Origin of the sequence: Flavobacterium daejeonense DSM 17708, assembly GCF_000425425.1 — a bacterium.
In the GTDB taxonomy this organism is placed as follows: Bacteria; Bacteroidota; Bacteroidia; order Flavobacteriales; family Flavobacteriaceae; genus Flavobacterium; species Flavobacterium daejeonense.
The window spans coordinates 20059-42288 of record NZ_AUDK01000031.1 but is presented as its reverse complement, the minus strand read 5'-3'; the positions used below and the strand labels follow the sequence as shown (position 1 = coordinate 42288).

Here is a 22230-nt window from a genome sequence, read left to right as displayed (position 1 = left end):
AATAGTAAGATAAATTCAGTAGAACTTTTCTAAATATGACGTTTTAACGCAATATTATCAATGCTTTTCTATTTTCTGCAAAGATTTAACTTAAAAGATTACCTATATTTGCGACCAGAAAAAAATTATTAGCATACAACTTTTAAAAAGTAAATAAAACCAAGGTTTATTATGAGAAGTGATGAAGTAAAAAAAGGACATCAAAGAACACCGCACAGATCATTATTCAGAGCAACTGGATTAAAAGATGAAGATTTTGACAAACCATTCATTGGAGTTGCCAATTCTTATATCGAAATTATTCCGGGTCACTTCTTCTTAGACCGTGTTTCCCGGGTAATCAAAGAAGAAATTAAAGCCAATGGTTGTGTTCCTTTTGAATTCAACACTATCGGAGTAGATGACGGTATTGCCATGGGACATGACGGAATGCTTTTTTCACTACCTTCCAGAGAAATCATCGCTAACTCCATTGAGTCAGTAATGAATGCTCATAAACTGGATGCCATGATTGCGATTCCTAACTGTGACAAAATTGTTCCGGGTATGATTATGGGAGCTTTACGTGTAGACGTTCCTACTATTTTTGTGAGTGGCGGACCAATGAAAAAAGGACATACTAAAGACGGAGTACCTATCGATTTGGCTACCGCTTTTGAAGCCGTTGGAAAACACGAATTAGGTGAAATCACTGATGAAGAATTAAAAGATATCGAGTGTAATGCCTGTCCTTCAGGAGGAAGTTGTTCCGGAATGTTTACAGCCAACTCTATGAATACGTTGATGGAAGCAATGGGAATTGCTCTTCCTGGAAACGGAACTATCTTAGCTTTAACAAAAGAGCGTGAAGAATTATACCGTCAGGCGGCAAGAAGAATTTGCGAAATTGCAAAAGACGCTGCACAAACTGAAAAATTCAAATTAAAAAACATCCTTAACGAAAAAGCTGTTCGAAATGCATTTGCTGTAGACATGGCTATGGGTGGAAGTTCGAATACTGTTTTACACATGTTGGCTATCGCCAAAGAAGCCAATGTAGATTTCAACTTAGAAGACATCAACAGCATCTCTAAAAGAGTTTCGCATATCGCTAAAATCTCTCCAAGTTTATCAACCGTTCACATGGAAGACATCAACACAGCGGGAGGTGTAAATGCCGTGATGAAAGAAATGACAAAACGTGGTGATGATATTTTGTTAGACAATCTGACGATTACTGGTGAAACCCTTCATGAAAAAATCAAAGATGCTTATATTAAAGATACCAATATCATTCACACCATTGACAATCCGTATTCTGAAGTAGGAGGTTTAGCTGTTTTATACGGAAATCTTGCTGAGCAGGGAGCTGTTATTAAAACTGCCGGAATTACCGGAGACCGAGTTTTCACAGGTAAAGCCGTTTGTTTTGACGGACAACCGGAAGCTATCGAAGGAATTCTTGGTGGAAAAGTAAAAGCAGGTGATGTAGTGGTTATCCGTTACGAAGGACCAAAAGGAGGACCCGGAATGCAGGAAATGCTGGCTCCTACTTCCTTAATTATGGGAATGGGATTAGGTAGCAAAGTAGCTTTAATTACGGATGGTCGTTTTAGTGGCGCAACCCGTGGAGCGTCAATCGGTCACGTTTCTCCGGAAGCTGCCGAAGGCGGAATGATTGGTTTATTGAAAGACGGTGACGAAATCCACATCGACGTGGACCAATACATCTTATCAGTAAACTTATCTGACGAAGAAATTGCAAAAAGAAAAGCAGAATTTGTTCCGTTGAAAAAGGAATTAACTTCAAGATGGTTAGGACAATACCGTTCGTTAGTAACTAACGCTAGTAACGGTGCTATTTTAAGATCGGATTTGTAGTTTTTTCAAATTAAAAGATTAAAAGATTGAAGGATTAAAAAATTCAATCTTTTTAAAATACAAAACCTCGTTTTGCTTTATGGTGGAACGAGGTTTTTTTTATTGAATAATCTTTCAACCAAATTCTTATATTTAGCAAATAGATTAAATCCTTCTTTATGGCAGTAGAAACAAGCTATACTTTTCAGGCAACCATTGAAATTATAGGTATCAATCCTTTTGTTTTTGTACCCGAAGAAATACTGAGCTACATCTTTGAAAAAGCAGCAAAATCCAAAGGCCCTATTCCTGTAAAAGGCAGCGTAAATGCTGTTCCCTACACCCAGAATTTAATGAAATTTAAAGGCGAATGGAGACTGTATATCAATACTAAAATGCTAAAAAATTCTCCGAAACGAATTGGTGAGCAAATAACAATAAGCATTGACTACGATGCTGAAAAAAGAAGTATTCCCATTCACCCAAAACTCTTACAAGCCTTAAAAGACGACAAAGCAGCCAATAATATATTCCAAAATTTACGCCCTTCATTGCAGCATGAAATCATCCGTTATATTGCCCACTTAAAAACGGAAGAAAGCATTGATAAAAACATTCTAAAAGCGATTGCTTTTTTATTAGGAAAAGGAAAATTTGTGGGAAGAGAAAAGCCTTAAACTAAACAAATAATCCTTATTTATCAATGAGTTGACAATATTTAAAATTATAATTTTAGCAAAAAACCGATTTCTGATTTAAATAGATTTTGTACTTTTGATTTAAAGTTACTATGACATGAAACTAGAAGCACGAAAATTATCATTCATTCAGGAATTTCTTAAAATACAAAGCGAGGAAACCATTTCTCTACTTGAAAGTATTTTGAGAAAAGAAACAACTGATACTATTCAACCCATGAGCATAAAAAATTTAAATCAGCGCATTGACCAATCTTTAGATGACGCTAAAAATGGAAAAATAACCGATGTAAATGACTTAATTTCTGAAATAGAGAAATGGAGCTAAAGATTTACTGGACTGATTTTTCTAAAACACAACTTCGAGATATTTTCGAATACTACAAAGAAAATGCTAGTTTAAAAGTCGCTAAAATATAACCCTTGGAATAGCGAAAGAAACTTTAAAACTAAAAAAGCAACCAACAATTGGTCAAATTGAAGAATTACTTATTGACAGGCAAAATGAGTTCAGGTATTTAATTTATAAAAACTACAAAATTATTTATTGGATCAATAAAACCGAAAACCATATTGAAATTATTGATGTTTTTGATTCCAGACAGAATCCTGTTAATATGAAACGAACTAAATAATAAGATTTCTTTAAATTTTGTAATTTATAACATGATCAATAAAAGCGACATCAAAAAACTAATTATTGAAAACAAAAAAAGTAATTTAAAAAATCATTGGAAAGATGCTTTCTTTTGCAATACAACAAAATATAGTGGAGAAATCAAATCTAATGAAATTTTACTTTGGCGTTCATCTGAATTTTTAAGGGGATATTATCCAATTTACATATTAAACTTTGATAGAAACGAAAATCTTAAAGAAATAAAAATTGAAAAAAATCTATATCACAAATATTCAGAAAAATTTACTTTTATCTTTTTTCTAATTTTATTAATTTTATTAGCAATATTTGAAAATTTACAAACCTCATTAATTCTTGTAACAGGTCTTTCGGTAATTATTTTTCTATTGCAGTTAATTTTATCAAAGGCAAGAAAATACGAAACAAAACTTTTAACTAAAGAACTTAAAGATACTATTCAAAATATTGAACGAAAGAAAAATCCTGAATTAATAATTGAATCTGAAGGAGAAGAAGAAAACGAGTTTACTACACCTAAATTTTTCACAAGATTACTTCTTTATCCTTTCTGCATATTTTTCATATGGTTTTTCACAACTAATTTTTCTCCAAAAGAGATGAATATCAAAATATTTACTGGTATAGGTATCGTTTTAATTTATCTGATTAGTGACATAATTTTGCTTATCAAAAAAAAGGTTAACTAATTATTAAACCAAGTAACTCCCCTGCCCCCGATTGCAGCGGAAAACCCGCAGTGTTGCCGGCATTTTTACTCTTGCCGGTAAAGAGCGACCAACGGAAGCTCCTTTAATGGCTTAGTGTTACTGCCGGCAACGCGAGGATTTGTAGCGAAAAGCGGGATTGGGCTCAAATTAAAAAACAAGACTACAACCGTCAGTTCGAGTTGAAAACTAATTTGCGACAGAAAATTAGTTTGAAGTATCGAGAACACTTGTATAAACGAAACTTCTCGTCCCGATAGCTATCGGGAAATTTTTTCTCCATTTCATTACGAAAAATCACTCGAAGTGACGTTTACCATTATTAGAAAAAACACTCTTTTCAAAAATATTTCCTAATTTGAATTTATAAAAGCGTACAAAAACTTATTTTTGCGCCATGGGTAGAAAAAATACAGACAAAGTTGTCTTTCATCAGATAAAAGTCCTTGATGCAGGTGCAAAAGGCGTTTCGGTAGCGAAGGCTCCCGATGGTAAAGTAGTGTTTATTCCGAACGTGGTTCCGGGAGATGTGGTGGATGTGCAAACATTCAAAAAACGCAAGGCGTATTACGAAGGAAAAGCGGTAAAATTCCACGAATTATCAGAGCATCGGGTGGATCCAATTTGCGAGCATTTTGGGGTTTGTGGCGGTTGCAAATGGCAAAACATGAACTACGACCAACAGTTGTTTTACAAACACAATGAGGTAAAAAACCACCTGCAACGCATTGGCAAAATTGAACTTCCTGAGTTCGAACCAATCTTAGGTTCGGAGAAAAAGTTTTTCTACAGAAATAAAATGGAGTTTTCGTTCTCCAACAGCCGTTGGTTAACAGAAGCTGAAATTGGAAGCGATGAAGATTTAGGAAACAGAAACGCACTTGGTTTTCATATCCCAAAAATGTGGGACAAAATTCTGGACATCAAAAAATGTCATTTACAGGAAGATCCTTCGAACGCGATTAGAAATGAAATTCGTGATTTTGCTAATGCAAATGGGCTGACTTTCTTTAATCCGAGAGAACATTCCGGATTATTGAGAACATTGATGCTACGTACCGCTTCGACCGGTGAAATCATGCTTTTGATTCAGTTTTTCGAAGATGATAAAGCCAACAGAGAATTGTTACTGGATCATTTGTATGCCAAATTCCCGCAAATTACTTCGTTGCAATATGTGGTGAACAATAAGGCGAATGATACTTTGTACGATCAAAATATCATTTTGTACAAAGGCCGCGACTATATTTTGGAAGAAATGGAAGGTTTGAAATTCAGCATTAATGCCAAATCTTTTTACCAAACCAACTCCGACCAGGCATACGAATTATACAAAATCACGAGAGATTTTGCCGGATTAACCGGAAATGAAACCGTTTACGATTTATATACCGGGACAGGAACTATTGCGCAGTTTGTATCTAAAAAAGCTAAAAAAGTAATTGGTGTAGAAAGCGTTCCTGACGCAATTAAGGATGCCAAAGCCAATGCAGAACGCAATAACATTACTAATTGTGAGTTTTTTGTAGGAGATATGAAAGTGGTTTTCAACGAAGCTTTCATTGCACAACACGGACAACCGGACGTTATTATCACCGATCCGCCACGTGACGGAATGCACAAAGACGTGATTGAACAAATCCTGAAAATTGCTCCTGAAAAAGTGGTGTATGTAAGCTGTAATTCGGCTACACAAGCGCGTGATTTGGCTTTAATGGATGAGAAATACAAGGTAACCAAAGTACGTCCTGTAGATATGTTCCCGCAAACCCATCACGTGGAAAATGTGGTGTTGTTAGAAAGACGATAATAGTGGTCAGTTTGCAGTCGCAGTATTCAGTTTATTTACTACTGAACACTGCGACTGAATACTGCAACTGAACGCTAAATTAAAAAAGTTATGAAAAAAATACTTTTATTACTCTTTGTACTAAGCTTCTCCTTCTCCAGTTGTGAGAAAGACGATATTTGCGATGCCAATACGGTTACAACGCCACGGCTTGTGATTACTTTTTACGATTACAACAATGCTTCGGCAGAGAAAAATGTGACTAATCTGAGTATTTTTGGCGATGGTATGGAAGAAGCTGTAACCTACAACGGAAGTACTTTATTCAATGGAAGTACCGTTTCTATTCCGCTAAAAGTAGATGCTGATATGACTACTTTTCATTTTATTCTGAATTACGGCAATGCCAATACTGCATTGGTAAACGAAGACATTATTCAATTTAATTATGAGAGAGAAAATATCTTTGTATCCCGTGCCTGCGGATTTAAAACCAATTTTCTTTTAGATCCTACAACTCCTTTTGTACATTCAGACGCAGCCACTCCGGATTTAAAATGGATGCAATATGTTGTTGTAACTAACAGTAATATAACTAACGAAAATGAAACACACCTTGCGATATATTTTTAGTAGTTTACTGTTTTTGTCTTTGTCTTTTGCCCATGCGCAAGAAACCAAAACAGTTACCAAAGACACTGTGAGCGAAGGAGTGGTTCCTAAAAAAACTGCTGTTACAAAAACTACAGCCACAACTCCCAAAACCGATTCGATTGTTCCACCGGTAAAAAAAGACCGTTACGGATTACATCTCGGAATCGATTTATTCAAATTAAGCCGTAGTTTTTATGACAAAGATTACACTGGTTTAGAATTAGTGGGAGATTACCGCCTTAGCAAAAAACATTATTTGGCTGCCGAAGTTGGAAATGAAAACAAAACCACCGATGACGAACGCGTGAATTTCACCACCAAAGGTTCTTATCTAAAAGTAGGTTTTGATTACAACGGTTACGAGAACTGGCTGGATATGGAAAACATTATTTCTATAGGCTTGCGTTATGGTTTTAGTACTTTTAACCAACAATTGAATACCTACAGAATTTACAACACCGACCAATATTTTGGAGAAACACCGGCTTTAACTTCCGGTCAAAAATACAATGGTTTAACCGCCAGCTGGATTGAAGTCGTTGCCGGAATGAAGGCTAAAGTATTCAACAATGTTTTCTTAGGTTTCAGCATTCGATTCAACCGATTAATCAGCAACAAACAACCAAGTGGTTTTGAAAATCTGTATATTCCGGGATTCAATCGCACTTATAATGGTGATTTCGGAGTAGGATTTAATTATACCGTAACTTATTTTGTTCCAATTTTCAAGAAAGTCGTAAAACCAGCTGAGAAGAAAACTGCGAAAAAGTAAGCAAAATTCAGAAGGCAGAAAGCAGTTTTCAGTATTCAGAAATCTCAACATAACGAAAAACCGCAAATTCGCAAATTATATAATTTGCGAATTTGCGGTTTTTATTTTACACTAAGTCTGCTCTCCAAAAAGTAATTAACCAATTTCCTTTACATCTTTAGAAAAAATCCATTTCATAAATAATTTTTCCCCGTCTTTGGTTTTCACTGCCTGGAATTTCGGTCCAATTAATGTAGCTATTGCAAATGCGGTAAAAGGAATCCAAATCCCTGTCAATCCACTGTATTTTAGCACTAAAAAGCGAAATAAAATAAATAAAATAGCAAAACAGCCTAATTGGTATAAAAATGCTCTAACTTGTAATTTTGTCATTGTTTTTAATGTTGCTAAGGTTCTGAGATACTAAGTTCCTGAGAATTTTATCCTGAACCCTAATTATTATTTTTAATCGTAAATCTTTCTTAGTTCCTTAGAAGCTTAGCATCTTAGAAACTTATTGCTGAAATTTCGTTCTTTTGCTTCCTTCGTACATTTCGTATTTTACCAAACGAGCTTCGAGTCCGGCATTGAATAATTTTATTTTTCGGGAAGGTCTTAGACCAACAAATTTCAAAGCGTCCAAATTTCCGGTGATAAACCATGCATTCGTTCCCGGATAACTTTGCTTTAAAGTGTCGCCAATATTTTTATAAAATCGTTCCATCTGAATATCCAAACGCTCGTCATACGGCGGATTAAATACAATATGTAATTTGCCTTCCGAAGTTTTTTCTGTATCGAAAAAATTCTGTTCTGAAACCGTTACATATTCGTCCAAATTAGCATTTCGGATATTTTCTTTCGTTTTCATCACCGCCGAAGGCGCTTTGTCATAGCCTTTTATCGTATAATGAAACTCACGCACTTTCCCCAATAAACTATCGGTGATTTTATCAAACAAATCATTATCCCAGTCTTTCCATTTTTCGAAAGCAAATTCTTTACGGTTGATGTTTGCCGGAATATTGCAGGCAATCATTGCCGCTTCAGCCAAAAAAGTTCCCGAACCACACATGGGATCCAAAAAATCAGACTGACCATCCCAACCCGAAAGCAACAAAATTCCCGCTGCCAAAACCTCGTTTATCGGTGCAATATTCGTAGAAGTACGGTAACCGCGCTGATTTAAAGGTTTTCCTGAAGTATCCAATGCCACTGAAACCTGATCTTTGTCGATGTGAATATTGATTCTTAAATCCGGATAAACCTTGTCAATACTCGGACGCTGACCAGTTCTTTCTCTAAACTGATCCACAATCGCATCCTTGCATTTTTGTGAAACAAATTCCGAATGATTAAAATACTCCGAATGTACCGTAGTATCAATCACAAAAGTCTGATTGGCATTCAAATATTTAGACCAGTTTACCGCAGCAACACCTTTGTACAACGCTTTTTCGTTATTGGCTCTGAACGAATAAATAGGTTTTAAAATTTTTAAAGCTGTACGCAAAGCCAAATTCGCTTTGTACATAAAACCTTTATCGCCTTTAAAACTTACCATTCGTACTCCCTGCTCCACTTGTTGCGCTCCTAAATTTTGCAATTCGGTAGCTAATATTTCTTCAAAACCAAAAAAGGTTTTAGCAATCATCTTAAAATTTTCTTCCATTTCTCTTTTAAATTCCAATAGTTAAATTGCTACGCCAGTTCGTCCCGATAGCCATCGGGACTCGTGTTCAAATTCCAAACACCCTGAAATAGTATATTTCCGCAAAAATACACTAAATTTGCGGGATAGAATTAATTGAAAAGAATAAATGTCTGCAGTACAAAATCCAACAAATACAAATCAGGAAGAAACAAATGAAACATGGTTCAGTTCCTGGTTTGACACTCCTTACTATCACATCCTTTATAAAGAACGCAACGACCGTGAAGCACAGCTTTTCATGGACAATTTAACGCATTATTTAAATCTGCCGGAAAAAGCCAAAGTTTTGGATTTATGCTGTGGCAAAGGCCGTCATGCAATTTACCTGAACCAATTGGGTTTTGATGTCATTGGTGCCGATTTATCAGAAAACAGCATTGCTGAAGCCAGTGCTTTTTCAAATGAAAGTCTGCATTTTAAAGTGCATGATATGCGCGAAGCTTTTGAAGAAAAATACGACGCTATATTTAATTTGTTTACCAGTTTTGGTTATTTCGAAAATGACGATGACAATTTAGTCACTTTAAAAGCCATCAAAAATAGTTTGACCGATTACGGATTTGCGGTAATCGACTTTATGAATGTGCATCAGGTAATTGATACTTTGGTTCCTGAAGAAGTTAAAACCGTGGACGGAATCGATTTTCACCTAAAACGCTATGTTGCCGACGGTCATATTTTTAAAGAAATTGACTTTGAAGACCAAGGCAAAAAATACCATTTTACCGAGAAAGTAAAAGCCCTGACGTTACAGGACTTTGAAGCCATGATGGAAGAAGCCGGCATTTACCTTTTGGATATTTTTGGTGATTACAAACTAAAGAAATTTCATAAAACAGAAAGCGAACGATTAATCATGATTTTTAAATAGATTGCTGTGTTTAACTGTTAATTTGTCTAAACGTTTCATCGAATAAACAAATCCGCGGTTAAACGATTAAAACAATTAAACGATTCAACTCAATTAAATGAATTATCTATTACCCTTACTTTCGGTACTGTTAGGATACAGTATTGCTTTGGTTTTAAAACCAAAAAATAAAAGCAACCTCAAACTGTTATTGGCATTCAGCGGTTCGTTTTTGCTTTCGTTAACGGTAATGCATTTATTACCTGAAATTTACGAAAGTCATGTACATGAAGACGGACATTCGCATGAAGGAAGCATGGGCATTTTTATCATGATGGGGATTTTGTTCCAAATTATTCTGGAATTTTTCTCCAAAGGTGCCGAACATGGGCATGTTCACGGACATCCTAACATGTCGCATATTCCGTGGTTATTGTTTATCAGTCTTTGTATTCACGCCTTTCTGGAAGGATTCCCTGTAGGACATAATCACTCCAACTTAGCGTTGGGAATTGCCATTCATCACCTGCCAATTGCGATTATTCTGACCACTTTTTTCATCAATTCCCATTTGAACAAACAGGCAATTTTTGCCTTCATGCTTACTTTTGCGTTGATGACTCCGCTGGGAACTTTTGCTCCTGATTATCTTACGGGATTAAACGAATATCACAGCGAAATCACCGCCATCGTGATCGGAATATTATTCCATATTTCTTCAACTATTATTTTTGAAACCAGCGAAGGACATAAATTTAATGTTGCCAAAGTTTCAATGATTGTTTTAGGAATTGTATTGGCTTATTTTTTATAAATTTCAATCTATGAATTTGGTTATTTATTAATGTAATTTTCGATAACCAAATCCACAAATAACCAAATAAAAAACTCAGAATGACCTTCATAAAAACCACCGAGCAATCCTCTAAATACGAACATTTAGAAAAAATGTCGGTTACCAAATTATTGACCAACATCATATCCATTTAATATATTGCATGTAAACTAAAAAAACATTAACTTTAAAAAATGCATTTTTTTTTATACATTTGAAAACTAATTATCCTTTAGTCATGAATAAAAGTCAAACATCATTACTAATAGCTCTAGCGAAAAAGCTTGAAAAAAAACAGAGTTCTAAAGAGTCTGCTATTAAATCCTTGAGTTCTGCTGGTATCGTTACTAAAGAAGGAAAAATGACTAAATCTTTTCCCAACTTAAAACGTATATTATCTGTTACTGAATAATGTACAGTTCGAGATCTAATCTTTTAATAGGATTTCATGGTTGTGATGAATCTGTAGCCTTACAACTTCTTACAAAGCCCAAAAAAGTTAAAATTAGTGAAAAACCATTTGATTGGCTAGGTCATGGATTCTATGTTTGGGAAAACAACTACGATAGAGCTTTACAATGGGCTAAAGACAAAGAAAAAAAAGGTAAAATCACAAAAGCTTCTGTAATTGGAGTTGTCTTTACACTTGATTATTGCCTAGATTTAATTGATAGTGAATTCATTAAAATGCTTTCTGTTTATTATGACTTAATGCAAAAGGATTTTTCTAGTATCGATAAAGAATTGCCAAAAAATAAAGATGTAAAAGAAGACGAACACAAAGACTTATTGATACGAGAATTAGATTGTGCTGTAATCCAATATCTTCATCAAAAAATTAAAGAAGAAATTGAACAAAACAACAGTACCCCCTTAAAAGAATTTGACACTGCAAGAGGTGTGTTTACAGAAGGAGGGCCAGCTTTCCCAGATGCAGGTGTACAAAAGAAAAGTCACATACAAATATGCATCCACAATATGAATTGTATTAAGGGATTTTTCTTGCCTCGAAAATAACCTAAATAGAACAAAGCTAACTGTTGGACAACCTGCATTCCCTCCAAAAAAACATCCCAAAATCTCCCTACTATTCTTCCTAAAAACTTAGTACCTTTGAAACTTTGCAACTCAGAAACTCAAAAAAATGACCTTCATAAAAACCACCGAGCAATCCTCTAAATACGAACATTTAGAAAAAATGTCTGTTACCGAATTATTGACCAATATCAATAACGAAGATAAAACCGTGCCGCTTGCTGTTGAAAAAGCATTACCTCAAATAGAAACTTTAGTGACACAAATTGTTGCTAAAATGAAACTGGGCGGGCGTTTATTTTACATTGGCGCCGGAACTTCAGGACGTTTAGGTGTGGTGGATGCTTCCGAATGTCCTCCTACTTTTGGAGTTCCTTTGGATTTGGTGGTGGGAATCATTGCCGGTGGTGATAAAGCCATCCGTAAAGCAGTGGAAAATGCCGAAGACAATGCAACGCAAGCCTGGATTGATTTGCAGGAATTCAATATTAATGAGAATGATGTAGTGATTGGAATAGCTGCATCAGGAACAACACCTTATGTTATTGGCGGGTTAGAAGCCTGTAATAAAAACAATATCATAACCGGAAGTATTTCCTGCAATGCCGGAAGTCCGCTTTCGCAAACCGCACAATTCCCTATTGAAGTTATTGTTGGTCCTGAGTTTGTGACGGGAAGTTCGAGAATGAAAGCCGGAACCGCTCAAAAACTGGTTTTAAACATGATTTCGACTGCCACGATGATTCAGCTTGGGAAAGTAAAAGGTAACAAAATGGTCGATATGCAATTGAGCAACATCAAACTCGTTGACCGCGGAACTAAAATGATTATGGGCGAAATTCCCGTAAGCTACGAGGAAGCCGCTCAATTATTAAAAGAACACGGCAGCGTGCGCAAAGCAGTTGATTTTTTTAACTCTAAGTTGTGAGTTGAACGTTATGCGTTATGTGTCACTCCCTACTTCTAACTCCTAACTTTTTCAAATGGCTACAAACAAAGAATTATTGTCCAAAGGCGTCAAATACTTAGCAGGTGCTTTGCCTTTACTTTTCATGGGTCCTTCATTCATCCATAATGCTTTTATGAACCAGCAAAACGTATGGCATTACCTGGTTTTGGGATTCGGAATCTCATTTTGTATTGCGGCTGTTATTTTGGCTTTTAGAGGACTGCAATTTATCATGAAAGCTTTATTTAACGATTAATGGAAGAACTCATTCACATCCAAAAAACTTTTGACAAAGTTGTTTTCATTAATAAAAAAGTGTGTCATCGCGAATTTGAAGACTGCGTTTTTAAAAACTGTGATTTCTCTAACAGTGATTTTTCCAATAATACTTTTATGGATTGCGAGTTCATCAATTGCAATCTTTCGATGATAACATTGAATGGTACGAGTTTAAAAACAGTGCATTTCTCCAATTGCAAATTACTCGGAATTCAATTTAACCATTGTGCCGATTTTATGTTTGCAGTAAGTTTTTCTGATTGTATTTTAGATTTTGCTTCTTTTTCAAATAAAAAAATGCCTAAAACAAGGTTTCTTTCCTGTTCGATGAAAGAAGTAAGCTTCATTGAAACCAACCTTTCTAATTCGGTTTTCGACAATTGCAATCTGGAAAATGCTATTTTTAATGATACTGAACTAAAAGAAGCGAACTTCCTGACAGCCTACAATTATAAAATTGACCCCGAATTCAACCCGATGCGAAAAGCTAAATTTTCGATGCAGGGAATTCCGGGACTTTTAGACAAATACGATATTAAAATTCAATAAAAATGAAAAAACTTATCATTCTTCCTTTATTCTTAGCTTTCGTTTCCTGCTATCAGGCGGAACACAATTGCAAAGATTTCAAAACCGGGAAATTCCGTTTTGAACACGAAGTTAACGGAGTAAAAAAAGTAACGCTTTTTGAACGCAATGACAGCATCGAAATCGAAACATTTGAAGGAAAAACCGATACGGCTTCGATTCGTTGGGTAAATGACTGCGAATATATTTTGAAAAAAATCCATCCTAAAAACATGGCTGAAGAAAAAGCCATTGGGATGAAAATCTTGACCACTTCAGGAAACACTTATACCTTTGAATTTGGTTTAGTAGGTTCTGACCAAAAACAAAGAGGAACTGTAACCAAAATTTCAGATTAAATTTAATTCCTCAGATTTTTAGGATTTTATTTTTAATGACTCCTGCTACTCATAACTCATAACCCATAACTCATAACTCATCACACAAAATGGAAGTATTTTTAAATCCCGATGCCTGGATTGCTTTATTAACTCTAACTTTTCTGGAAATTGTTCTGGGAATTGACAACATTATTTTTATATCTATTGCTACAGGAAAATTACCCGAAGAAAGCCGTAAAAAAGCAACCAAAATCGGAATGTTTCTGGCGATGTTCATGCGTATCGTTCTCCTTTTTGGAATTACAATTTTGATCGCCATGAAAGAACCTTGGGTCACGCTTGATTTTAGTTGGATACACGCCGAAATTTCCGGACAAAGTATCATTCTTTTATTAGGAGGTTTGTTCCTTATTTACAAAAGTACCAACGAAATCCGTGAAAAAGTAGATCACAAAGGAGAAGAAGAAAAAGAGATTAAAAAATCGGCGGCAAAATCCTTTGGCAGCGTTATTATTCAAATTATCCTGATTGATTTAGTCTTTTCTTTTGACAGTATTTTGACTGCCGTAGGAATGACTAACGGTGTTGCCGGCGCTTTATACATTATGATAACAGCGGTGATTATTTCGGTTTTAATCATGATGCAATTTGCCGTTCCTGTGGGGACTTTTGTCAACAAACATCCTTCTATCCAAATTTTAGGATTGTCGTTCTTAATTTTAATTGGTTTGATGTTATTGACCGAAAGTGCACATTTATCAAATGCTCTGATTTTTGGCAGCCACGTAACCCCTATTCCTAAAGGTTATTTGTATTTTGCCATATCATTTTCGCTAATGGTGGAAGTATTGAATATGAAAGTTTCGAAAAAGAAATAAAATCTCGATACAAAATCAACAAATAAGCTCCTTAACGGGAGCTTTTTTGTTTAATAGAAAAATAAAATTAATAAATTAGCAAAGGATAAGCTGAAATGACAATATATCTCTAAAGCTTAAATTCTCAACTAAAAACAGTCTAAACTATTTTTTTAATGAAAAATACCATTTCGCAAAGGGTAGCCGATTTTTTAAAAAACTTTCCACCTTTTAACTTTCTGGAACAGGCAGAAATCGAAATACTAGCCGAGAAAGTTTCCATTATTTATAAAGAAAAAGGAGCCGTTATTTTTGAAGAAAACGAAGAAACGCACGATTCCTTTTATGTGGTTCACAAAGGCGCCATTGAATTACGTAAAAAGTCTAAAAACAATATTCTGGACATGTGTGACGAAGGAGATATTTTTGGTCTCCGTCCGTTAATTGCTCTCGAAAATTACAAAATGGAAGCCACGGCTCATGAAGAAAGTATTTTGTATGCCATTCCAATTACTATTTTTAAACCTTATGCCATTAAAAATGCCAATGTTGGAAATTTTGTCATCGACAGTTTTGCCTCTAACACCCATAATCCGTACTCCAAAAGTCATAGTGGTAAATTGTATGGCAACACATTTGATGATGAAAACAACGCCGATGAAATAATCGATAACGACAACAAAATACTCGATTTACAACCGATAAAATATTCGAAAAAAATCATCACCTGTTCCCGTGCGGCTACCGCCAAAGAAATAGCCAAAATAATGACTAAGAAAAATGTGGGAGCCATGCTGGTTGTGGAAGACATGCTGCCCATAGGAATTATTACCGATAAAGATTTAAGAAACAAAATCGTAACAGGAGATTATTCCATCAACACCACAGCCGATGTCATTATGAATTCGCCCGTAATTACCTATTCAAAAAAAATGACCATCACACAGGCACAAATGGCTATGATGAAAAGTAACATCAGTCATTTATGTCTTACGAAAGACGGAACAGCCAATACAAAAGCTGTTGGAATCTTATCCAAACATGACGTTATGGTCGCTCTCGGAAATAATCCGGCGGTATTGATTAAAGCTTTAAAAAGGGTAAAAAAAGTAAAAGCAATTAAGCCTATTCGTGCCAAAATAATGCAGCTTTTACAAGGTTATCTAAACCAAAATATTCCTATCACACTAACCTCTAAAATAATTACCGAACTCAATGACGCCTGTATTCAAAGGGTTATCGAACTCTCATTAGCCAAAATGAGTACGCCACCTCCGGTTCGGTTTTCGTGGCTGGCTTTAGGGAGTCAGGGGCGCAGTGAACAATTATTACATACCGATCAGGATAACGCGCTGATTTATGAAGATGTTCCGGAAGAAAAAGAGGAAAAAACCCGAAAATACTTTTTAGAATTAGCCGCCATTGTTAACAAAGGACTTTTTGAAATTGGTTACGAATATTGTCCTGCCGAAATGATGGCCTCCAATCCTAAATGGTGCCTGAGTTTGAACCAATGGAAACAAACCGTTCACGACTGGATTAGCAAACCCGGAAAAGACGAAGTGTTACTTTCTTTCATTTTCTTTGATTACAGCCTGTCCTACGGAGATCAGGAATTAGCTAACGAACTCGCTGATTATATTTTTGGAGATATCGAATCCAATCCTATTTTTTACGTACATTTAGTAAGTGGTGCTTTGCAAAGTCCGTCACCAACGGGATTCTTCAGGCAATTTCTGGTAGAACAGGATGGCGCACACAAAGATTTCTTTGATGTTAAAAGACGCGCATTGATGCCTCTTGCCGATGCCGCCCGCGTTTTAATTTTATCTCATCGTATAAAAGGAATCAGCAACACTCCGGAACGATTTGAAAAACTAGCCGAACTGGAGCCACAAAATAAAGAATTGTATCTGTCTTGCGCTTATTCGTACAAAGCCTTGCTTAAATTCCGAACCAAACAAGGACTTTTACATCACGATTCGGGACAATTTATAGAATTAGAAGCTTTGACTAAATTAGAAAAAGTAAAACTCAAAGCTACTTTTAAAACCATTAAAGAATTACAGGAAGTGATTTCGATGCGCTTTAATCCTGGAAAAATCAACATATAATGAGTCTGAAAGAAAAATTTATCCAGTCGTTACAAATTCTGGGAATTCTGGAAGTTCCTATTGATGAACGTTTAAACTGTAGCATCGAATCGACCCGTTTTGTTATTTTAGACACCGAAACAACCGGTTTTAATTATACTGATGACCGGATTCTTTGTATTGGCGCCATCGTTTTGGAAAACGGAGTTATCGATTTACAAAATGTTTTCGAACATTATATCGATCAGGAACATTTTGATAAATCCAGTGTTCAAATTCATGGCATTATCAGAAGTGATGTTTTGGATCACAAATCTGAAATCGAAGTATTACAATTATTTATCGATTATTTAGGCGATTCGGTCATTGTAGCGCATCACACTAAATTTGATGTCACCATGATTAATAATGCTTTGGAAAGAAACGGACTGCCTAAGCTCACTAACAAATGTTTGGACACCGCAGTTTTGTACAAAAGAACTTTAATTAAATCCAATTTACTCCAACACAAAGACCATTACACGCTGGACGATTTGGCCGACAAATTTGATATTTCAAAAAAAGACCGACACACTGCGGTGGGAGATGCCTATATTACAGCGATTGCTTTTTTAAAAATCCTGAAAAAATTAAAAGGCAAACATGAAAAAATGATGTTGTACCATCTTTTCAGATAAAATAAAAGCTCCTAAACGGAGCTTTTATCTTTTTTATTCTAAAACCAGACCTATTTGTCCATCGTCTTCCATTTGTATTGAAGTATCATCGGCATTCAATTCGCCTTTTACTTCCATTTCTTCGGCTACTACTTCTTCAGGGACTTCATAAGGAAGGGATTCTAAAGCATTAACCTGTTTTAGTTTATCCATTGTCAATTGATTCCCAAGCGCTTTAAATCCTTTCACAGCAATAAAATTCTCTACATCAATTGTCACACTTTCTTTTTGGACTCCTTTTATTTTAGGAAATACCAATTCTACAACCGGACGATAATCAGTAGAAACCAATTCCAATTGCGAATTTGGATGTTCTGTAATAAAAATATCTTCTTTAGCTTCATTTTCAACCAAGAAACGTTTTAAATAATAACGTTCTTTTTCACCATCATAATAAATTGCCGAAATTGGCTTTTTAGGAATCCATTTTTCCAGCACTATCATATCTTCCTCAAAATGAGTCGTTAATTCCGGAATAATGACTTTCAATTTCCCGGATTGCTGAATTATCAAAATTTTATCACTCGGACGGAATTCACCTAAAAGTTCTCCTCTGGCGTCCACATTTAAACGTTGCACCGTATCATCGTACCAAATTTTTCTTGGCAATAAAGTCGAAATTCCTTTTTCCTTTATATCGATTTTCTTAATCGGATGTTTGGTTACCAAATTCCCTTTGGAAGCACGTCCTTTTATCGCCAGTTTGGCAAAATCCAGGTCGAATTTTAACTTCTTAATACTGCTTATTTGACGCAAAAGAATCGTAATTACCTCCGCTTCTCCATTAGGATTACAGGTAAAATACAACACCATAGAACCTTTAGTTCCATTGGTCAAATCATACATTTTATCTCTGGTAACTCCGGAAACATTGAATCGTTTAATGTAAGAAGGCCCCGATTTTCCATCACGATATACCATATTGTAAATGGTGCGTTTATCGCTCTTATCAAAAACGGCTACATGAATAATATCTTTCCCTACGAAAGTCTTGGCATCCACTTTGGTCACCATCATACTTCCGTCACGCAAAAAGACAATCACATCATCAATATCCGAACAATCGGTAACATACTCGTCTTTTTTCAAACTGGTTCCCACAAAGCCTTCTGCTCTGTCCACATACAATTTGGTATTTCGTAATACTACTTTAGTCGCTTCAATATCATCAAAAATGCGTAATTCGGTTTGACGTTCTCTGCCTTTACCGTATTTCTCTTTTAATTTGGTAAAATAAGCAATTGCAAAATCAATAATATGTTCCAAATTGTATTCCACCTCTTTCATTTCGTCTTCCAATTTCGAAATGAAATCGTCCGCTTTATCCGAATCGAAACGGGTAATACGAATCATTGGAATTTGAGTCAATCGCTGTAAATCCTCATCATTAATTTCTCTGATAAAGGATTTTTTGAAAGGTTCAAAACGATCGTATAAGTATTTATAAAGTGATTCCCTGTCACTATATAATTTGAAATCAATATACATTTCTTCGCGAATGAATATTTTTTCCAAGGTAGCAAAATGCCATTTGTTTTTTAACTCTTCCAATTGAATTTCCAACTCCTGACGAAGCAAATCGACTGTTCTGTTAGTCGAAATTTTCAACATTGCCGAAACTCCAATAAACAAAGGCTTATTATCTTCAATAACACAGCCTAAAGGCGCTACCGAAGTTTCACAAGCAGTGAAAGCAAACAGTGCATCAATGGTTTTATCAGGAGAAACTCCCGGGTACAGGTGAATTAAAATTTCAACATCGGCGGCGGTATTGTCTTCGATTTTCTTGATTTTGATTTTGCCTTTATCATTGGCTTTCAATATACTGTCAATCAATGTTGATGTATTCGTTGAAAAAGGAATTTGGGTAATTGCCAGCGTATTTTTGTCAATTTGAGCAATTTTAGCACGCACACGTACACGCCCGCCACGCATCCCATCATTATAATTGGATACGTCAGCGATACCTGCCGTCATAAAATCAGGGTACAAGGTAAATGGTTTCCCCTTTAAAATTTTTATCGAAGCATCAATCAGCTCATTAAAATTATGAGGCAATACCTTAGTAGAAAGACCTACGGCAATCCCTTCGGCACCCTGCGCTAACAATAATGGAAATTTTACCGGAAGATTAATCGGTTCTGCTTTTCTACCGTCATAAGACATCCCCCATTCAGTAATTTTTGGCGAATACAAAACTTCCAGAGCAAACTTAGACAAACGGGCTTCAATATAACGCGAAGCCGCTGCACCGTCACCAGTTAAAATATTTCCCCAGTTTCCCTGACAATCAATTAGTAAATCTTTTTGACCTATTTGCACCATGGCATCGGCAATACTAGCATCACCGTGCGGGTGATACTGCATTGTATGTCCAACAACATTGGCCACTTTATTATAACGACCATCATCCAACTCTTTCAACGAATGCATAATACGACGCTGAACCGGTTTGAATCCGTCCTCGATAGCAGGAACCGCACGCTCTAAAATTACATAAGAAGCATAATCCAAAAACCAGTCTTTGTACATACCGGTAACTTTGGTAATGGTATCATTTGCATCTTCTTCTTCATTATCGTAAAAATGCTCTCCTTCAAAATGTTTAGCCTCTACGTCAATAATTTCACCAGCCTCTTCTCCATCTTGATTTTCATCAATAGGATTCTCTTCCGAATTATTTTCTTCGTTGTTTGGAATGATGTTATCGTCTTCTTCGTCTTTCATTTATGCTGAATTTATTTCAGTTTTCTCTTTTATAAAAAGTTTTACCAACTCCTTCAATATGCTCTATTAAACTTTGAGATTTTAAATCCTTATAAATGGATATATCAAATTTATAAGGAATAAAAAAAGTCTCTTTCTTCTTTAAGTTGCTTAGCATTTTTTAATTGCTTAAACGCATTTACAAAATGTTCAAACCTCTTCTGTTTCCAACGAATATCCTGATTCTCCATACTTAATTATTTTTAAAATTAAGCCTCTTCAATAGTATCTAATTCCACCTTCAAATTCTTGATGATAAACTCCTGTCGGTCCGGTGTATTTTTACCCATATAAAAAGATAACAATTGCTCTACCGAAGTATGTCTATCCATCATCACCGGATCCAATCGGATGTCTTCCCCAATGAAATGCTGAAACTCATTCGGAGAAATCTCTCCCAAACCTTTAAATCGGGTAATTTCCGGTTTCGGTTTTAATTTTTCTATGGCTGCTACTCTTTCTTCTTCCGAATAACAGTAGATGGTTTCTTTTTTGTTTCGAACCCTAAACAAAGGTGTTTGCAAAATATACAAATGCCCTTCTTTAATCAATTCGGGAAAAAATTGAAGGAAAAAAGTAATCAACAATAATCGAATGTGCATCCCATCGACATCGGCATCAGTAGCGATTACAATGTTGTTGTAACGCAGATTTTCCATATCGTCCTCGATATCTAAAGCCGCTTGTAACAGGTTGAATTCCTCATTTTCATACACAATCTTTTTGCTCATTCCGTAGGAATTCAAAGGCTTACCACGCAAACTAAACACCGCCTGTGTATTCACATCACGGGATTTAGTAATCGATCCCGAAGCCGAATCCCCCTCGGTAATAAATAGCGTACTTTCTAAATAACGCGGATTTTTAATATCGGGTAAATGCACACGACAGTCACGGAGTTTTTTGTTATGCAAACTCGCTTTTTTAGCTCGGTCTTTAGCTAATTTTCGAATGCCCGAAAGTTCTTTACGTTCTCTTTCAGCCTGCAGAATTTTGCGAAGTAACAAATCAGCTGTTTCGGGATTTTTGTGTAAATAATTGTCTAAATTATTTTTGACAAAATCATTCACAAATGTTCGTACCGACGGCATTCCAGGCTCTGATCCTACTTCGGTAGAACCTAATTTGGTTTTGGTTTGCGATTCAAATACCGGCTCCATTACCTTAATACTCACTGCTCCCACAATGGATTTTCGAATATCCGAAGGTTCAAAACCTTTATTGTAAAACTCTCTGACGGTTTTTACAATTGCCTCACGAAAAGCCACTAAGTGTGTTCCTCCCTGAGTGGTGTTTTGTCCGTTTACGAACGAATGGTATTCTTCGCTATATTGCGATTTACTATGCGTCATTGCGATTTCGATATCATCTCCTTTCAAATGGATAATATCGTAAACCTTGTCTTCTTCGGCAATATTTTCGTTTAATAAATCTTTTAATCCGTAGTCAGAAAAGAATTTTTCTCCGTTGTAAATTATCGTTAATCCGGTATTCAGATAACAATAATTTTTGAGCATTTTCACTACATATTCGTTTCGGAATTTGTAGTTTTTAAAGATGGCATCATCCGGTGTAAAAGTAACTTTGGTTCCTTTTCGCTTCGTTGTGTCAATTACATCTTCCTCCAGCACTAAATTTCCGGCTGAAAACTCCGCTGCTTTTTGTTTTTCTTCACGAACCGATTCGACACGAAAAAAAGTAGATAAGGCATTTACCGCCTTGGTACCTACTCCATTTAAACCTACCGATTTCTTAAATGCCAAAGAATCGTATTTTCCTCCGGTATTCATCTTCGAAACTACATCAACCACTTTCCCAAGCGGAATTCCACGTCCGTAATCGCGTACGGAAACGGTTTTGTCTCTGATAGTCACTTCGATAGTTTTCCCTGCCCCCATGACAAACTCATCGATACAGTTATCCAGGACTTCTTTCAATAAAATATAAATACCGTCATCCGGAGACGAACCATCTCCCAATTTCCCGATATACATTCCGGGACGCATACGAATATGCTCTTTCCAATCGAGTGACCGAATATTATCTTCGGTATATTTACTTTGATCTGACATTAAATTTTGTGGATTTTCCGCTAATATAGGGTTTCTCAATAGATTTTGAAAATTCAAACA

The 22230-nt window shown here is 35.7% G+C and carries 22 protein-coding genes and 1 pseudogene; 19 read left to right on the top strand and 4 right to left on the bottom strand.

Annotation, left to right across the window (positions count from 1 at the left end; all coding sequences use genetic code 11):
• Window positions 1–171 precede the first annotated feature (171 nt).
• The 7 genes from ilvD to H599_RS0116655 all read left to right on the top strand — a co-directional run bounded on the left by ilvD (window position 172) and on the right by H599_RS0116655 (window position 7117).
• Window positions 172–1860 carry a dihydroxy-acid dehydratase gene (ilvD, locus tag H599_RS0116685; protein ID WP_026715174.1) on the top strand — a complete coding sequence of 563 codons (1689 nt, stop codon included), beginning with the start codon at window positions 172–174 and terminating at the stop codon, window positions 1858–1860.
• Window positions 1861–2018: 158 nt separating this feature from the next.
• The gene (locus H599_RS0116680) at window positions 2019–2516 is read left to right on the top strand and encodes a YdeI/OmpD-associated family protein (RefSeq protein ID WP_026715173.1); all 498 of its coding nucleotides are present in this window, start codon (window positions 2019–2021) and stop codon (window positions 2514–2516) included.
• 118 nt (window positions 2517–2634) lie between these two features.
• Window positions 2635–2865 (top strand): hypothetical protein, encoded by a 231-nt coding sequence (locus tag H599_RS0116675; protein WP_026715172.1) that lies wholly within the window; start codon window positions 2635–2637, stop codon window positions 2863–2865.
• A 338-nt stretch (window positions 2866–3203) separates the two neighbouring features.
• The gene (locus tag H599_RS0116670) at window positions 3204–3884 is read left to right on the top strand and encodes a hypothetical protein (RefSeq protein WP_026715171.1); all 681 of its coding nucleotides are present in this window, start codon (window positions 3204–3206) and stop codon (window positions 3882–3884) included.
• 415 nt (window positions 3885–4299) lie between these two features.
• Window positions 4300–5712 carry a 23S rRNA (uracil(1939)-C(5))-methyltransferase RlmD gene (gene rlmD / locus H599_RS0116665; protein ID WP_026715170.1) on the top strand — a complete coding sequence of 471 codons (1413 nt, stop codon included), beginning with the start codon at window positions 4300–4302 and terminating at the stop codon, window positions 5710–5712.
• A gap of 90 nt (window positions 5713–5802) precedes the next feature.
• A complete protein-coding gene (locus H599_RS0116660; RefSeq protein ID WP_026715169.1) occupies window positions 5803–6324 on the top strand; it encodes a DUF6452 family protein in 522 nt (173 codons plus the stop codon).
• Window positions 6296–7117, top strand: coding sequence for a DUF6048 family protein (locus H599_RS0116655; protein WP_026715168.1), 822 nt, complete (start codon window positions 6296–6298; stop codon window positions 7115–7117). Before H599_RS0116660 ends, H599_RS0116655 begins: the two co-directional genes overlap by 29 nt.
• 135 nt (window positions 7118–7252) lie before the next feature.
• Here the strand turns inward: H599_RS0116655 and H599_RS0116650 are convergent, their stop codons facing one another.
• The gene (locus H599_RS0116650; protein ID WP_026715167.1) at window positions 7253–7489 is read right to left on the bottom strand and encodes a hypothetical protein; all 237 of its coding nucleotides are present in this window, start codon (window positions 7487–7489) and stop codon (window positions 7253–7255) included.
• Between the two features lie 121 nt (window positions 7490–7610).
• Complete coding sequence (locus H599_RS0116645) at window positions 7611–8768, bottom strand: THUMP domain-containing class I SAM-dependent RNA methyltransferase (RefSeq protein ID WP_026715166.1); 1158 nt, start codon at window positions 8766–8768, stop codon at window positions 7611–7613.
• Window positions 8769–8916: 148 nt separating this feature from the next.
• Here H599_RS0116645 and H599_RS0116640 point away from each other — a divergent pair, with 148 nt between their 5' ends.
• From H599_RS0116640 to H599_RS0116585, 12 genes and pseudogenes are all read left to right on the top strand, one after another.
• Complete coding sequence (locus H599_RS0116640) at window positions 8917–9681, top strand: class I SAM-dependent methyltransferase (RefSeq protein ID WP_026715165.1); 765 nt, start codon at window positions 8917–8919, stop codon at window positions 9679–9681.
• A gap of 97 nt (window positions 9682–9778) precedes the next feature.
• Window positions 9779–10474, top strand: a complete 696-nt coding sequence (locus H599_RS0116635) for a ZIP family metal transporter (protein ID WP_026715164.1) — start codon at window positions 9779–9781, stop codon at window positions 10472–10474.
• Between the two features lie 80 nt (window positions 10475–10554).
• Window positions 10555–10638 (top strand): annotated as a pseudogene (locus H599_RS20835) (N-acetylmuramic acid 6-phosphate etherase); the annotation flags it as partial.
• A gap of 95 nt (window positions 10639–10733) precedes the next feature.
• Entirely contained in the window at window positions 10734–10907 is a 174-nt protein-coding gene (locus H599_RS20830) for a hypothetical protein (protein ID WP_155960809.1), read from the top strand.
• Window positions 10907–11512 (top strand): hypothetical protein, encoded by a 606-nt coding sequence (locus tag H599_RS0116620; RefSeq protein ID WP_026715163.1) that lies wholly within the window; start codon window positions 10907–10909, stop codon window positions 11510–11512. Before H599_RS20830 ends, H599_RS0116620 begins: the two co-directional genes overlap by 1 nt.
• 127 nt (window positions 11513–11639) lie before the next feature.
• Complete coding sequence (gene murQ / locus H599_RS0116615) at window positions 11640–12458, top strand: N-acetylmuramic acid 6-phosphate etherase (RefSeq protein WP_026715162.1); 819 nt, start codon at window positions 11640–11642, stop codon at window positions 12456–12458.
• 55 nt (window positions 12459–12513) lie between these two features.
• Entirely contained in the window at window positions 12514–12735 is a 222-nt protein-coding gene (locus H599_RS0116610) for a DUF6095 family protein (RefSeq protein WP_026715161.1), read from the top strand.
• Window positions 12735–13307 carry a pentapeptide repeat-containing protein gene (locus H599_RS0116605; protein WP_026715160.1) on the top strand — a complete coding sequence of 191 codons (573 nt, stop codon included), beginning with the start codon at window positions 12735–12737 and terminating at the stop codon, window positions 13305–13307. The genes H599_RS0116610 and H599_RS0116605 overlap by 1 nt, the downstream gene beginning before the upstream one ends.
• Before the next feature lie 2 nt (window positions 13308–13309).
• Window positions 13310–13684 carry a hypothetical protein gene (locus tag H599_RS0116600; protein WP_026715159.1) on the top strand — a complete coding sequence of 125 codons (375 nt, stop codon included), beginning with the start codon at window positions 13310–13312 and terminating at the stop codon, window positions 13682–13684.
• A gap of 89 nt (window positions 13685–13773) precedes the next feature.
• Window positions 13774–14544 carry a TerC family protein gene (locus H599_RS0116595; RefSeq protein WP_026715158.1) on the top strand — a complete coding sequence of 257 codons (771 nt, stop codon included), beginning with the start codon at window positions 13774–13776 and terminating at the stop codon, window positions 14542–14544.
• 155 nt (window positions 14545–14699) lie between these two features.
• Window positions 14700–16637 carry a DUF294 nucleotidyltransferase-like domain-containing protein gene (locus H599_RS0116590; protein WP_026715157.1) on the top strand — a complete coding sequence of 646 codons (1938 nt, stop codon included), beginning with the start codon at window positions 14700–14702 and terminating at the stop codon, window positions 16635–16637.
• Window positions 16637–17293: a 3'-5' exonuclease gene (locus H599_RS0116585; RefSeq protein ID WP_081810592.1), complete on the top strand. Its 657-nt coding sequence runs from the start codon at window positions 16637–16639 to the stop codon at window positions 17291–17293. The genes H599_RS0116590 and H599_RS0116585 overlap by 1 nt, the downstream gene beginning before the upstream one ends.
• A 33-nt stretch (window positions 17294–17326) precedes the next feature.
• Here the strand turns inward: H599_RS0116585 and H599_RS0116580 are convergent, their stop codons facing one another.
• Both H599_RS0116580 and H599_RS0116570 read right to left on the bottom strand, forming a co-directional pair.
• A complete protein-coding gene (locus H599_RS0116580) occupies window positions 17327–20059 on the bottom strand; it encodes a DNA gyrase/topoisomerase IV subunit A (RefSeq protein WP_026715155.1) in 2733 nt (910 codons plus the stop codon).
• Between the two features lie 248 nt (window positions 20060–20307).
• Complete coding sequence (locus tag H599_RS0116570; protein ID WP_026715154.1) at window positions 20308–22170, bottom strand: DNA topoisomerase IV subunit B; 1863 nt, start codon at window positions 22168–22170, stop codon at window positions 20308–20310.
• Between the last annotated feature and the right edge of the window lie 60 nt (window positions 22171–22230).